Genomic DNA, 14,247 nt, shown 5'->3' with positions numbered 1-14,247 from the left:
ATAGAGGCGGAAGAGCAGGGACGGATAATTAGTAATATAAAGATGCGGAAATTCAGGCAGGCTCCAAACTTCACGGTTTCCTCATGTGCTTTTTTTATTCCAACTCGAGGGCTGGACACGCTACCACTTCCGTCAATAAATGATCTACAAAGCCCGCTTGAGTACCAAAGGCTCGTTTTGCTTAGCAATAATACGGCTGTTCATTTCCCGCAGGACCCCGTACTCCATAGAGCCGTACTCGGGGCGGAAAAACTGCAGGCGCGTAGTTAATTGTACTGAGCCCGGGGTGGGCTGCGTCACCTGGTACAGGTAGCGGCCCGTGCCGCCGGGCAGCTCCAGGGCCAGCTTGGCGGGCAGCTCCTGCACGGTATAACCTTTGGGCAGCTCCAGGGTAACGATGGTGGTGTGTTACCGAGGCATGCCGAAATTGATGGGGTAGAGGCGGTTTTCAGCCCGAAAATCGTAGGGCAATGCATCGGGCAGGTTTAGCAGGGGCAAATAGAGTACCGATGCTTCGGCCCCGGCTGGGGTGTGGTGCAGGGCTAGCTCTAGGGTTACCGGCTTCTGTAAGGAATCGGCCAGCAGGTGGGGCGCGGCGGGCTGCCAGTCTTGCCAGCGCCGGGCCGCTTGGCCCAGGTATTCGGCGGCCGAGGTTTGGCGAATCTGGCGGCGTGCGGCCACGGCCGCGTAACCGGCGTATTCTATTTTCGCGTTGCCCGTCAACTCGCCCTGGTCGCTGAGCTGCAGACGCAGGGTACGGTAGTCGGTGTAGCGCACGTTGGTTTTGAGCGGCACCCAGTTGCCACCGGCATTGGCCAGGCGGCCTTCCCCGTTCAGGCAGCGTTCGGGCAACAGGCCCAAGGGCAGCTGGGGCTCGGTAGCGTCGAGCAGCACGTCGGGGCGGCCGGGTAGCTTCAGGTGGGCCGCTACGTAGTTGAACTGGCTGATTTCGGGCACGTCTTTCTGAATCTGCCCATGGTCGCGGGTACTGAGCAGCAGGGGGGTAGCCGGCAGGCCGGCGGCCCGCAACGTTTGCACCAGTAGCAGATTGATGTCGGCCGAGTTGCCCACATGGCGCTCGACGGTGCGGCGCAAGGGCTGGGAAGTATAGATGCGGGCTTCGTCGTTGTAGACTACGCTGCGCTGCACCAAGGCCAGTACGGCCGCGGCCCGGGCCGTCGAGTCGGGGTAGCGCTGGCGCAGGGCCTGGGCCTGGGTTGCCAGGGAAGCGGGTTCCTTGGTCGCCGCCTCAAATTCGTCGTCTTCGCTCAGTCGTTTCCAAATGCCCTCCCACTTGCCGGTCAGGTCGCGGTATTCGCCGTCGAAGTTGACGCCGGCCAGCTCGAAATGCACGCTGCGCAAATAGTCGGTCGGCGTGGTCATAAACGGCTCCTCCCGGAAAGCCGGCACGTCTTTCATGGCCCAGCGCAGCTGCTGGGCCAGCCCGTGAATCTGACTCTGGGTAAGGGGAGCCAGCCCTTCCCGGGGGTTGGTATAGGTTGTGGAGTAGGGTACCGTCAGCGTTTCATGGATTGCGAAGGGCAAATAGCCGCGCGTAACCGTTTTGTAGATGTAGAACTGGGGCAGAAAAGCCCGGTATTCGCTCCAGCGGGTCGGAATAGAATGCTCGAATTGCCAATCCTGGAGGTTGAAGACAAAATCGGAGTTGATGACGTAGCTAAACTCCACGATGGAGCCCTCGCGCACGTCGGGCAGGGTGAAGGAGCACTGGATATGGTTTTTATCGACCACCTCGCGAAACAGGGCGTCGGCGTTGAGCTTGGTTTTGACCAGCTGCCCATTCTGTAGGTTGTAGGTGAAGCCGCGCAGTTTGGTCAGGCGCTCGGTTTTGCCGTCGCGGGTGTAGAGCGGTACGCGTACTGTGGCGTAGCGGTAGCCCGACTTGCGGTGAATGCGCAGCCGCGCTGTGCGCTCAAAGATGACCTGAAACTGCTCGTGCCCGCCTTCTATTTTCGACGTGCCGTAGTCGCAGAGGTATTCGGCCGGGGCCTGGGTGCTATCGGAGGAAGTGGTAGGAGTAAAGTCAACGGCCTTGACCGAGCCAAATTCAATAGGGGCCGGCGCTGCTTTTTGGGCCAGTACGGGCAGAACAAGGCACACAAGGGCAGTGGTCAGCCACAAGCGAGTAGTGGTTAACGTCATATGCAACAGGAATTCGGAAGAGAATAATCCTAAAGATGCGGCTAAAGCGTAAGCCCGCCAAAAGAAACTTTACGCTACCACCGGCGGCTGTTTCTTCACTCCCCAGAACAAATACAGCAGGGCCAGCAGCGTGGCGCCCACACTCAAGGCGTGCACGTAGGGCAGGTTGCTATCCACGTTGCCGTACACCCAGCCGGCCAGCAGGGCGCCCAGCCCGATGCCCACTTCCAGGGCAATGTACATGGTAGCCACTGCCCGGCCGCGCCGTTCGGGGTGGCTCAGGTCTACCGTCCAGGCGTAGAGGGTAGGCGAGTTCAGGCCCGTGGCCAAGCCAAAAAGCACGGCCGAGCCCAGAAACAGCGGCACGGAATGCTCCACCAGGGTGAGCAGCACCAGCGAAACAACCAGCAGCGTGGTCGAGAGGCGCAGCACCGGCAGGCGGCCGTAGGTGTCGGAAGCCCGACCCGCTACCAGGCGCACCAGCAGCGACGACAAGGTGTAGCAGGTGTAGAAAAGGCCTTTTTCTGCCTCACTCAGGCCCAGGGCCCGGCTTTGGTCGGGCACGATGGTCAGAATAGCCCCGAAGGGAAACAGGCACAACAGCGTCACCAGGGCCGGTGCCAGCACCTGTGGTTCGAGGATCTCGTCCCAGTCGAGGCGCAGCAGGCGCCAGCTGAAGCGCTGCCGCTGCGGAACCGGCAGGGTTTCCGTCATGGTGCCCTGCACGGCCAGGCTCAGCAAAGCCAGGCCCGAAGAGCAGTAGAACAGCGTGTTCAGGGAAGTAGCCGCCGTGATATAAGGCCCCAGGGCCGGACCGGCGGCCATGCCCAGGGAGCCGGCTACGCCCAGCAGGCCCATGGCTTCGCCGCGCCGCTCGAAGGGAATAATGTCGGCAATGAAGGCGGCCGTACCCGTGGGCTTGAAACCCGTGCTGAAACCGTGGAGCAGGCGCAGGCCCAGAAAGCCGGCCACCGTAGTAACCCAGGGATAAAAAAAGCCGCAGACAAAGCAGACCAGGGAGCCAAACACCATCACCGGAATGCGGCCCACGGTGTCGGCCAGCTTGCCGCTGAAGGGCCGGGAAAGGCCGGCCGTAAGCGTAAACAAGGCAATGATGAAGCCTTTGTACTCCGCCCCGCCCAGCCGCGTCAGAAAGTCGGGCAGCTCGGGCAGGAGCATGTTAAAGCTCATGAAAAACAGAAACGACGAAAGGCACATCAACCAGAAGCCGGCGGTGTAGACGCGGCCAGAGGTGAGCGGTGGGATTGCTTCTTGTGAAGTTTTCAAGCAGGTAACACCGTAGCGAGAGGAGCTGAGCCAACCGAAACTAGGTGGAACAGGCCGCAAAGATACGGATGCTGATTCAGTTACGTGGCTCCTGGCACGTTCTGGCGTCGTAAGGGCCAAGATCGGCGCAGTGGTTGGGTAGTGGCCACGGCGGAGCTGATTTGCTCTATCTTGCTGGCTGATACACCCCTCACGCTGGTTTTATGCTCTTCGCTATGTCGTCGCGCCTTGGTGCGCTTTACCAATTTAGTCGAACTTTCCTGGGTTGCTGCCTCGTCTATCTGGGGCTTGTGCCAACCGTGGCCCAGGCCCAGGCGCCCGCATGGCAACAAGCCTGGAGCATCAGCCCAATGAGCCAGGGCGCGACTTCCGTCGTGCGGGGCACGGCCGTGGATGCAAGTGGCAACGTGTTTGTAACCGGCGCTTTTTCCGGCACCATCCTGCTGGGTCCCACCCTCCTTACCAGTGCCGGTAACTCGTCGGCAACGGACATGTTTGCGGCCAAGTGGGATGCCGCAGCTGGCCGCTGGGCCTGGGCTACTCAGGGCGGAGGTATAGGTTCTGACAGTGGTATTGGCATAGCCCTGAATGGCTCGGCGGTATACGTGACCGGCTACTTTGCCAGCAATAGCGGGGCGGTTTTTTCTGGGCAGGCCCTGACTGGGACGACCCAGAGCCAGGATATGTTTGTGGCCCGGTATACCAGTAGTGAAGCTGGTTTTCAGCCGGGTTGGGCTACCAGCGGCGGCGGGCTCGGCAGTGATGTCGGGTATAGTGTTGCCGTGGTTGGGGCTAGTGTGTATGTCGTCGGCACTACGCGCGGTAGTGCTACCGTCGCCGGCCAAGTTCTGACCGGAACAGCCAGCGGTACTACTACCCGGGTCTACTTGGCAAAATACATCGACACTAGTACCAGTACGGTCGCCAGCTTCAGCAACGGTTGGGCCAGCGCGCCAAGCGGTACGGGCGAGTCCTTCGGGTTTGGGCTAGCCGCGCAGGGCAGCCGAATCTATGTGTCCGGTGGTATATCGGGCGCTGTAAATTTCACGGGCCAAGCCCTGACCAGCATCAACGGCAGCTCCGACCTGTTTTTGGCGGCCTACACGGATACGCCTACTGGAGCGCTTGTCAATTGGGCGACCAGTGGGGGCGGGGCCAACTCCGACCATGGGGGCGCGGTGGCCGTGCAGGGCGCGGCCGTGTACGTGACCGGCCTTGTTTCCGGCCCCGGTACCATTGCCGGACAACCACTGGGTAGCGCTGGTACCAATCAACATATGTTTGTGGCCCGCTATACCGACGACCCTGCAGCCGCTACGGGTTTTCACAACGGCTGGGCGGCCAGTGGTACCGGCAACAGCCAAGGCCTAGAAATAGCCGTTAGTGGGACAAAAATATACGTGGCGGGGGTGTTTGCGAGCAATGCCGTAATGGCGGGCGCTACGCTCCTCAATTCGGGTGGGCAAGATGTGTTTCTGGCCCGCTACACCGATACCAGCACCGGCTCCGCGTCGGGCTTTCTCAACAACTGGGCTACCTCTGGAGGGGGAAGGGGAGCCGACGTGGGCTACAGCCTGGCTCTGAGCGGTAACCGCGTGTACGTCGGCGGTACCTCGGAGGCTCCGGCTGTATTCGGCAGCCAAACTTTAGCAGGCCCCACGGCTCCTGCGGCTGGGTTTCTGGCCTCGCTTACCGACAATATTGCTACGAGCACCCGTAGCAGTGCTGCCCAAACTACGTTGCGGCTGTTTCCGAATCCGGGTCGTGCCGCCGTTCGGCTGACCGGCGCTGCCCCGCATGCCCAGGTGCAGGTGCTCACCCTGCTGGGGCAGCTCGTATACACCACCACGGCTGATGCTGCCGGCACGGCCTCCCTCTTGCTGACCGAGCCTTTGACTGAGGCCATTTATATGGTGCGCACCGGTCGTCAGGTCGTCCGCTTGGCACGGCAATAGGCGGTGAAAGCCAAGTGGTTTACTGTCAAAACGGCCGCTCTGGAACTCCGGCCTGAAGTGTGCCGTAGCGGGTCGTATGTCCTGGTTATCCAAAAAGTTTGCGAAAATATCGGCCAAGCGGCCCCGGCCCGATGGTAAGCCCGCCCTGAGTGTGCGGGAGCGGGTATCGGCCCTGAAAAATCTGCCCGAATTTCTGCGCCTGATCTGGGAAACCAGCCCTAGCCTGGCCCTGGCCAACATTGGTCTGCGCCTGCTGCGGGCGGCCCTGCCCGTAGCCATGCTGTATGTGGCCCGCCTGATTCTGGATACCGTTATTGGCCTGGCCCGCACACCTGGCGCGTCCTTTACGCCCATCATTGGGCTGGTAGGTCTGGAGTTCGGCCTGGCCATCTTCTCCGACGTGCTGGGTCGGGGCGTAGCGTTGCTCGACTCCCTGCTCGGCGACTTGTTTGCCAACCGTTCCTCGGTGCGCCTGATGGAACACGCGGGTCAGCTCGACCTCGACCAGTTCGAAGACAGCGTATTTTACGATAAGCTGGAGCGGGCCCGGCGCCAGACGCTTTCCCGTACGGTGCTCATGTCGCAGGTACTGTCGCAGGCCCAGGATATTATCACCATGTTGTTTCTGGCCGTGGGGTTGGCCGCTTTCAACCCCTGGCTGCTCTTGCTGCTGTTGGTAGCGGTGGTGCCGGCCTTTTTGGGCGAGTCGCACTTCAATGAGCGCAGCTATTCCCTGGTGCACAGCTGGACGCCCGAGCGGCGCGAACTGGATTACCTGCGCCAAACCGGGGCCAGCGACGAAACGGCCAAGGAAGTCAAGATCTTCGGGCTGTCGGGCTTTCTGATCGAGCGGTTCAAAATGCTGTCCGACGAGTTTTATCAGAAAAACAAAGCCCTGGTGGTGCGCCGGGCCGGCTGGGGCGCCCTGTTTGCCGCCATTGGGGCCGGAGGCTACTACGCGGCCTACCTCTACATCATTGCCCAGGCTATCCGGGGCCATATTTCCATTGGTCAACTCACGTTTCTGTCCGGCTCGTTTGCCCGCATGCGCACCCTGCTCGAAGGTATTTTGAGCCGGTTCAGCAGCGTGGCCGAAGGCGCGTTGTATTTGCAGGACTTCTTCGACTTCTTTCATTTGCAGCCCCGTATTGTGCGCACCGACGACAGGCCCGTGCGGCCGTTTCCGCGGCCTATTCAGCAGGGGTTTGTCTTCGAGAATGTGGGCTTCCAGTACCGCGGGTCGAGCAAGTGGGCTGTGCGCAACCTGAGCTTCACGCTACGGGCCGGGGAAAAGCTGGCCCTGGTGGGCGAAAACGGCGCGGGCAAAACCACCCTGGTCAAGCTCCTTTCCCGCCTCTACGACCCCTCCGAAGGCCGCATCCTGCTCGATGGCCACGACCTGCGCGACTACGACCCGGCCGAGTTGCGCCAGGAAATCGGAGTTATTTTTCAGGACTTTGTGCGCTTCCAGCTCTCGGCCGGGCAGAACCTGGCCGTAGGCCGTATCGAGGAAAAGGAAAACACGGACCGGATTCAGTCGGCCGCGGCTCAGAGCCTGGCCGACACCGTGATTCGAAAGCTGCCCGGGGGCTACGAGCAGATGATCGGGCGGCGTTTTGCCGGCGGCGTCGACCTGAGTGGGGGCGAGTGGCAGAAAATAGCGTTGGGCCGGGCCTACATGCGCGAAGCCCAGCTCCTGATTCTCGACGAGCCCACCGCCGCCCTCGATGCCCGGGCCGAACACGAGGTATTCCAGCGCTTCGCCGACCTGACCCAGGGTAAAACGGCCGTGCTGATTTCCCACCGCTTCAGCACCGTGCGTATGGCCGACCGAATTCTAGTTATCGAGAACGGACAGTTTGTGGAAATAGGGTCTCACGAAGAGCTCCTGGCCCGGAACGGAAGGTACTCCGAGCTATTTGCGTTGCAGGCCGCCGGGTATCGGTAGGATGCAAATAGTGGTTTTTAGCAGGAATTCGCGGTTTGGATTGTGGGGGTGAAATTTTTTTGCGGGTTTTTTGCCAGGCAGGCAAGACATAAGGGGCTAAGATATCGTATCTTAGGGTGTCTTGCTTCTTACTGATTCCCCGCCCATGAAACTACCTGCTACCCTGCTTTTGGGGCTAGGCTTGGCCCTTTCCGGATGTTTTGCCGCCCGAGAGGCCCGAATTGAGTCTGATTATAGTTATACAGGCAATTTTCGGCGCTATCGCACCTACGAGTTTGTGACGGGGCAGGGCTTAGCTTCCGATACCAGCAAGATGGGGGAAGTACTACGCGACGCCATCCGGACCCGCATGCGGGTGCAAGGCTACAAGCCGGCCCGCAACCGCCCCGACCTGCTGGTGATGTTCCGCCTGTTTGAAGGCGACATGGCTTTTCGCGGCTACGCCCAGGATGATCTGACCCACTGGCTGACCTCGGGCATGGTGGAAGATGAGGAAACGCCCAAGGAAGTTCGGCAAGGCTACCAGCCCGTGCGCATGGTGCTAGCCGAAGGCACGCTGCTGGTCACGCTAATCGACAACCGCACCAACCGGGCCGTCTGGAACGGATATGCCTCGGGCGTGACGGTGCCGCCGGGGCCCCAGGGCGAACTGGTACTGCGCCGCTCCGTGCGTTCCATCTTCGACCAATACCACGTCTTTACCGAAGGGTACCTGGAAGGCACCAATCAGTAACCATTACGCCGCTCCAGTAGCCAGCGGGGCATTGCGCACCTGGATAAGCTCGGCCGCCACGCTGATAGCAATTTCCTCCGGCGTCCGGCTGTGAATGGGTAATCCAATCGGGGCCCGCACGTGCCCCAGATCAGCTTCGGAATAGCCGCTGGTAAGCAGGCTGTTCCGAAGCTCTTTTATTTTGGCCGCGCTGCCCATCAGGCCCAGGTAGGCTACCCGGTGCTGCAGCAACTGCCGCAGGGCCACCTCATCCGAGCGGAAGCCGAAGGTCATAATAACCACGTACTGGTGCGGGCCTTCGGGTACTTCCTGGGCTAGTGTCTCGTAAGGTACCGTGGGCTTGTGGTGAGCGTAGGGGTTGTGCTGGTGCGTATTCAGCCCGGCCCGGTCGTCGAATACCGTTATTTCGAAATCGAGCAGGGCCGCTACCCGCGACAGCGCCAGGGCCACGTGCCCACCGCCGATAATGGTCAGGTGGTCGCGGAACCCCAGGCGCTCCTGATACTGCCAGGCCGGGCCGCTTTGGTACGAATAAAAGGGCGTGGCTGGAGCGGCTTGCTGCAGGCGCAGCCCGCTAGGTGCTATCTGCAGCAGGCGAGCTTGCGGCTCGTGCAGGGCGCACAGGATAGCCTCTACGGTAGACAACTCGGCTGGGGCTACAGGGTAGAGCAGCAGAACCTGCTCCCCCGAGCAAATCATGCCGGAGCGGTCTTCAGGGGCTTCCCGGCGGTGAATCTGCGGGCGAATCAGTACTTCCTGGCTTCCTTCCCGCAGCCTGGCCCGGGCCAACTCCACAAACTTGTGCTCCATAATGCCACCCCCAATGGAGCCGGCCATGCCCTCGGCCGTTACACTCATTTTAAAGCCCTGCCGGCCCGGGCTGCTGCCGTGGCTGCTCAGCACGCACAGCAGCAGCACTGGCTGGGCCACCCGCAGGGCCGCGGCCACGTGCTGCCACACCGGAAAGTCGCGCGGCAGTGAAGGAGAAACGGGAAAAGGGGGCACGGAGGACACTCGACAGAACAGAAATGCCAGTGCCACTGCCCGTATACCGAACAGTGGCACTGCGGAAATGAAACAGGTTAAGCCACTGTCGTGGTTGGAGCCAGCTGGGCCACCTCCTCGGCCACGCCGGTGGGGTAGAGGTTGAGCAACGCCTTTTCGGGCGTAATGGGGGCCGAAAACGTGGGCCGATGCCCGGGCCGGAAGGCCCTGATAGCGTCGCGCACCGCAAAGTAGGCCCCGATACCGTACATCAGGGGCGGCTCCCCAACGGCTTTGGAGCGCAGAATGGCCCGCGGATGGCCCGGCGTTTCCAGGAAATGCACATCGATGCGCTGGGGCACGGAATACAGGTCCGGAATTTTGTAGCTGTTGAGCGAATTACTCAGCAGGCGGCCTTCCTCGTTGTAAATCAGCTCTTCCATGGTCATCCAGCCAATGCCCTGCACCGCGCCGCCTTCAATCTGACCCTGGTCGATGGCTGGGTTCATGCTCTCCCCAAAGTCGTGCACAATGCGCAGGGCATCGAAGGTATAGGTGCCCCGCAGGCAGTCGAGCGTGACAGTGGTATAGGCCGTGCCGTACACGTGGTAGGCAAACGGGTAGCCTTGGTTGGTTACCGGGTCGAAATGTATGTCGGGGGTGGCGTAGTGGGCGTTTTCCGTCAGGTTCACCCGTTTCCAGTAGGCCGACGATACCAGCTTCTCCCAGTTCGTATCGGCCGGCACACCGGCGCTGAGTACCTGCTCATCCCGGATTTCCAGGCCCTCGTAGTTGAGCGTGTATTCCAGCTCGGCGTGGCGCAGCAGCCGCTCGCGCAGGACCTGGCAGGCCATTTGGGTGGCTTTGCCGTTCAAATCGGCCGTGGCACTGGCCGCCGAGGGGGACGTATTGGCTACCCGCGTGGTGTTAGTTGATTCCACTTTGATGCGGTTAGGCGAAATACCCAGCGTCTGGGCCGCTACCTGGGCAATTTTAGTGTTCACGCCCTGGCCCATTTCCACCGCGCCGGTGCTCACGCCCACCGAGCCGTCGGTGTAGATGTGCACCAGCGCCCGGGCCTGATTCATGGGCGTTTTGGTGAAGGAAATGCCAAAGCAGATGGGCATCACCGACAAGCCTTTTTTCAGCCGCTCGTTCTGCTGGTTGAAGCTGTCTACTTCCGTCCGCAGCTTGGGCAGCCCGTACACCTCGTTGGCCGTGTCCCAGGCCAGCTCGGCATTGCACAGTTCGGCCGGCTGCCGGTAGGAGAACAGGTCGTTTTCGCGCAGTAGATTGCGCCGCTGAATCTCGCTGGGCAACACCCCGAGCGTTTCCGCCGCCTTTACGATGGCCGATTCCATGACGAACATGCCCTGGGGGCCGCCAAAGCCTCGAAACGCGGTATTGGGCGGCAAATTAGTACGGCAGCTGTAGGCCATGGCCGTCACGTTGGGAATATAGTAGGCATTGGTGGCGTGAAACAGCGTGCGCTCCAGCACCGCCGGCGACAAGTCGGCCGCGGCGCCGGCGTTCTGGTAGAAGGTGACTTCGTAGGCCAGAATCTGCAGGTTGTCGTCGAGGCCGATGCGGAAGTCCGAGGTGTAGGGGTGGCGCTTGCCGGTCATGCGCATGTCGGCCATCCGGTCGAGCACGAGCTTCACCGGGCGCCGCGCCACAAAGGCGCCCAGCGCAGCCAGGGCCCCCCAGGGCGTAGCCTGGTCTTCTTTGCCCCCGAAGCCGCCCCCGAGCCGGGTCACGTCGACTTCCACCTGGTGCATGCCAATGCCCAGCACGTGGGCCGTGTGGCGCTGCACGGCCGTGGGCCCCTGGGTCGAAGAAATAATGCGCACTCCGCCCATTTCGGTCGGGAAGGCGTAGGCGCCCTGGGTTTCGATGTAGAGGTGCTCTTGCCCGCCCGACTCGGCCTCGCCTTCGAAAATGTGGGCGCACTGGCTCCAGGCCGCCGCCGAATCGCCAATTTGGAAGGTACGCGGGGGCACAATCAGCTCGCCCTGGGCCGCGGCCACGCGCGGGTCGGTGATGATGGGCAGCGGGTCGATATCGACGCGCAGGTAGCGGATGGCGGCTTGGGCCTGGTGCTCGGTTTCGGCCAGAATAAGGGCCACGGGCTGCCCCCGGAAATGCACGTGCCCCTCGGCCAGCAGGGGCTCGTCGGGCACGATGCCGCCAATCTGGTTTTCGCCGGGAATGTCGGCGGCGGTCAGAATGCGCACGACGCCGGGCGCCAACAAGGCTTCTTCCAAATGAACGGCGCGCAGGATGCCGTGGGCCAGCGGCGACTCAAACACCACCGCGTGCAGGGTGCCTTGCTGTACCGGAACATCGTCCAAATACTGGGATTCGCCGCGCACGTGGCGTACCGGGTCAAGATGATTCATGCAAATAGCGCCAGAGGCGTAAGAGCACCCGGCCGAAGCCAGGTAAGACGTTGTCGAAAGAATTGAAAACGCAGCCGAACGGAACGGGCTATACCAGCTCGCGGAAGCGGAGGCGTTCGGGGAAGAACTCCAGGAAATGAGCAAACAGCAGCTGGCGCAGTAGCAGGCGCTTGTACTCAGCCGTGCCGCGGGCATCACTGATGGGGCTGATTTCGGTTTGGGCAACTTCGTTGGCGGCCGCTAGCGTGGCCGGCGTAATTTCCTTGCCCGCCAGGAAGGACGACGTGCGCGCCAGCAGGAGCGGGGTAGGGCCTACGCCGCCGGCCGAAAGCCGGGCTTCCTGCACAAAGCCATCGGCTACCCGCAGCCACAGGGCCGAATTGACACTGGCAATATCGAGGTGGGTCCGTTTGGATACCTTCTCAAAGTTGACGTAGTCACCGGGTTGGGGCGCGGCGAAGCTGATTTCCAAAACCTGTTCCTCAGCGGCCTTGGTCAGGGTTTTGTAGCCACTGTAGAGGTCACGCAGCAGAATTTCCCGGCTTGGACCACCAGGGGTTTCTACCGTAACGGTAGCATTCAGGGCCAGGAAGAAGATGGTCAGGTCGCCGATAGGCGAGGCATTAACGAAGTTACCCGCTACCGTGCCCATGTTGCGAATCGGTGTCGACGAAACCAGCTTCATATAGCGGTGCAGGTGCGGAAACAGCTGCTGCATCAGCGCAGAAGCGCGCAGATTCTCGGCCGTGGTAGCGGCTCCCAGTACCACGCGGCCGTCGGCATCCTGGCGAATACCCCGCAGGTGGGGCCGGTCGTAGACGAGCTGCACGGGCACTTCCCGCACGTGCTCGGGGCGCTGCACCAGCAAATCGGTGCCGCCGCCCAGAATCTGTTGGGCTTCGCTCGAATGGCCGTTGGTAGCAGGCGCACTGTGCAGCTCATCCTGCAGCTTCCGGAGCTGGGCGGGCATCTGCTGAAAGTAAGCCGGAACGAATTTTTGCTCCGTGAGCCAGGCCATGGGCTGCTGGGTGGGGCGCCCGGCCAGCTGCTCGGTCAGCAGGGCCGTGGCCCGCTCCAGCGACTTATAGCCCGTGCAGCGGCAAATATTACCGTCAATAGCCGCTAGACCGGTTTCGGCCGTAGCGGGTTTCTGGCTGAGGCTGTGCCCGGTGAGCGACATGACAAAGCCGACCGTGCAGAAACCGCATTGGGAGCCGCCTTCCTGCACAATGGCCTGCTGCACCGGCGTCAGCGCGCCCGCCGCGGCATTAATGCCCTCTACCGTGACAATGTGCTTGCCGTGGGCATTGCCCAGGGGCGTCAGGCAGGAAGTCATCGACTGATACTGCACGCTGCCGTCGGGTTGCAGGTCGCCGACCAGTACGGTGCAGGCTCCACAGTCGCCCTCCCGGCACCCGATTTTGGTGCCTTTCAGGTGTTGTTGGTAGCGCACAAAATCCAGCAAGGTGCTACCCGCGGGCTGGTCGGTGCGAATACGTTGCTTATTGAGGTAAAAGTGAAGCATGCAGGAGGAAAAAACCAAAGCGAAGAGCGGAAGTTAGCAAAAAGTCGGCAGGTGAAAAAGCCCGGCTCCCTCCTTACCCGGAGTGGCCCGACGAGGCTTGGGTAGCCGGTAGTTGGGATTGAATAAGCCCAAAATACAACGCCCGGCCACCGGCTGTCGGGTGGTCGGGCGTGGCGACGGGCCAAAGGCCGGCTATTTGCGGGAAGTCGGGATGCGGAACTGCAGGCCGATGGAGGGAATAAAGGTGAGGCCGCTGAGCTTGGTGCTCTTGTTATTCAGAAGCTGATACGTACCGTAGTTCTGGTAGTAAATAGCCAGCGCGGGCACTACGTACGCATAGCGGTAGCCGACTTTCACGTTGAAGAAAGCCCCGTAGGAGGAGAAGTTCTGCTTGCGCTCCGGCAGGCTCGGAATCAACTCACTGCCCGGGCCGCCGCCACTGTAGATATTGCGCGGGTCGAAGCCGTAGCGCAGAAACGTGTGGGAGTACACCAGGCCGTAGGAAATAGCGCCGATTTCCTCTTCCGGGCCAAATGAGTTGCTGAACACCAGCGGAATAAGCAAGTCGTGGCGGGTGGCCTTGAAGCGCAGCAATTGGTTGATGTTGTCGAGGTACGGAATGTCGGGCAGCTTGGCGCGCTGGGTAGCGTACTGAATGCCGATGCTGCCGTACATGGCGCCGGCCGGGCCGCCGGGCCGGTCGGGAGTGCCGGTGGGACCCATAAACTGGTACATCCCGTCGAAAACGTGCGAGCCGAAGGCGTATTTATAGCCTACGTCGAGCCGGTCGAGCACGCCGTAGCGCAGGTATAGGTCGGCGGCGGGCTGCACCGGGTCAATAATATAAGCCAGGGCCGCTACCTGCAGTTTGTCGACCAGTTCTCCCGACGTGCTGTAGTCGATTCTTTCCTCACGGGCCAGCTGCTCCGCGGCTTCCTTAATGACCGAGCCGGTTTTGCTGATCGTTTCGGTTGGAATGTTGAAGGCCTGGTTGCCGCCTACCCGAAACTCCCCGCGGGGGGTAACTTTGCCCGACATGGTCATAACCCGGGGTGCGGTACAGGCCGACGTGAGCCACGAGGCAGCAGCGGTGGTCAGCAGCAGAGCAGGGCGTAAAAAGGAGAGTCTTTTCATAAGTAAAGCAGGAGAGGATAGGGTCATGCACCGGTCAGATTTCCGGACGGGGCCGGTATCGAAAACCACGCCGAAAGTAAGCAGGTTAGGAGAATAGACCTGACGGAACCCGATAGTCG

Annotated in this window: 10 protein-coding genes; 3 read left to right on the top strand and 7 right to left on the bottom strand. The window is 61.4% G+C overall.

Annotated features, from left to right (window positions below):
- Positions 1–144: 144 nt before the first annotated feature.
- The 3 genes from E5K02_RS18840 to E5K02_RS18830 all read right to left on the bottom strand — a co-directional run bounded on the left by E5K02_RS18840 (position 145) and on the right by E5K02_RS18830 (position 3,450).
- Positions 145–366 carry a hypothetical protein gene (locus E5K02_RS18840; RefSeq protein ID WP_135396814.1) on the bottom strand — a complete coding sequence of 74 codons (222 nt, stop codon included), beginning with the start codon at positions 364–366 and terminating at the stop codon, positions 145–147.
- Between the two features lie 42 nt (positions 367–408).
- Positions 409–2,163, bottom strand: coding sequence for a DUF3857 domain-containing protein (locus E5K02_RS18835; protein ID WP_135396813.1), 1,755 nt, complete (start codon positions 2,161–2,163; stop codon positions 409–411).
- A gap of 69 nt (positions 2,164–2,232) precedes the next feature.
- Positions 2,233–3,450, bottom strand: a complete 1,218-nt coding sequence (locus E5K02_RS18830; RefSeq protein WP_240737360.1) for an MFS transporter — start codon at positions 3,448–3,450, stop codon at positions 2,233–2,235.
- Between the two features lie 290 nt (positions 3,451–3,740).
- Between E5K02_RS18830 and E5K02_RS18825 the strand changes: the two genes are divergently transcribed.
- From E5K02_RS18825 to E5K02_RS18815, 3 genes are all read left to right on the top strand, one after another.
- Positions 3,741–5,405, top strand: coding sequence for a hypothetical protein (locus tag E5K02_RS18825; protein ID WP_135396812.1), 1,665 nt, complete (start codon positions 3,741–3,743; stop codon positions 5,403–5,405).
- Between the two features lie 76 nt (positions 5,406–5,481).
- Positions 5,482–7,353 carry an ABC transporter ATP-binding protein gene (locus tag E5K02_RS18820; RefSeq protein ID WP_135396811.1) on the top strand — a complete coding sequence of 624 codons (1,872 nt, stop codon included), beginning with the start codon at positions 5,482–5,484 and terminating at the stop codon, positions 7,351–7,353.
- A 145-nt stretch (positions 7,354–7,498) separates the two neighbouring features.
- A complete protein-coding gene (locus E5K02_RS18815; RefSeq protein WP_135396810.1) occupies positions 7,499–8,086 on the top strand; it encodes a DUF4136 domain-containing protein in 588 nt (195 codons plus the stop codon).
- Between the two features lie 3 nt (positions 8,087–8,089).
- Here the strand turns inward: E5K02_RS18815 and E5K02_RS18810 are convergent, their stop codons facing one another.
- From E5K02_RS18810 to E5K02_RS18795, 4 genes are all read right to left on the bottom strand, one after another.
- Complete coding sequence (locus tag E5K02_RS18810) at positions 8,090–9,100, bottom strand: XdhC family protein (RefSeq protein WP_135396809.1); 1,011 nt, start codon at positions 9,098–9,100, stop codon at positions 8,090–8,092.
- Positions 9,101–9,168: 68 nt separating this feature from the next.
- Positions 9,169–11,469, bottom strand: a complete 2,301-nt coding sequence (locus tag E5K02_RS18805; RefSeq protein ID WP_135396808.1) for a xanthine dehydrogenase molybdopterin binding subunit — start codon at positions 11,467–11,469, stop codon at positions 9,169–9,171.
- A gap of 88 nt (positions 11,470–11,557) precedes the next feature.
- On the bottom strand, positions 11,558–12,994 hold the full coding sequence (locus E5K02_RS18800) for an FAD binding domain-containing protein (protein ID WP_135396806.1): 1,437 nt from the start codon (positions 12,992–12,994) through the stop codon (positions 11,558–11,560).
- 192 nt (positions 12,995–13,186) lie between these two features.
- Positions 13,187–14,128, bottom strand: coding sequence for a hypothetical protein (locus E5K02_RS18795; protein WP_135396804.1), 942 nt, complete (start codon positions 14,126–14,128; stop codon positions 13,187–13,189).
- Positions 14,129–14,247 lie beyond the last annotated feature (119 nt).

This window comes from Hymenobacter metallicola (assembly GCF_004745645.1).
In the GTDB taxonomy this organism is placed as follows: Bacteria; Bacteroidota; Bacteroidia; order Cytophagales; family Hymenobacteraceae; genus Hymenobacter; species Hymenobacter metallicola.
This window is presented reverse-complemented; position numbering and strand designations above follow the sequence as displayed.

Excerpts from the sequence above, each read along its gene's own strand:
- E5K02_RS18800 (WP_135396806.1), bottom strand. The coding sequence starts at position 12,994 with ATGCTTCACTTTTACCTCAATAAGCAACGTATTCGCACCGACCAGCCC.
- E5K02_RS18835 (WP_135396813.1), bottom strand. The coding sequence starts at position 2,163 with ATGACGTTAACCACTACTCGCTTGTGGCTGACCACTGCCCTTGTGTGC.
- E5K02_RS18815 (WP_135396810.1), top strand. The coding sequence starts at position 7,499 with ATGAAACTACCTGCTACCCTGCTTTTGGGGCTAGGCTTGGCCCTTTCC.
- E5K02_RS18795 (WP_135396804.1), bottom strand. The coding sequence starts at position 14,128 with ATGAAAAGACTCTCCTTTTTACGCCCTGCTCTGCTGCTGACCACCGCT.
- E5K02_RS18820 (WP_135396811.1), top strand. The coding sequence starts at position 5,482 with ATGTCCTGGTTATCCAAAAAGTTTGCGAAAATATCGGCCAAGCGGCCC.
- E5K02_RS18805 (WP_135396808.1), bottom strand. The coding sequence starts at position 11,469 with ATGAATCATCTTGACCCGGTACGCCACGTGCGCGGCGAATCCCAGTAT.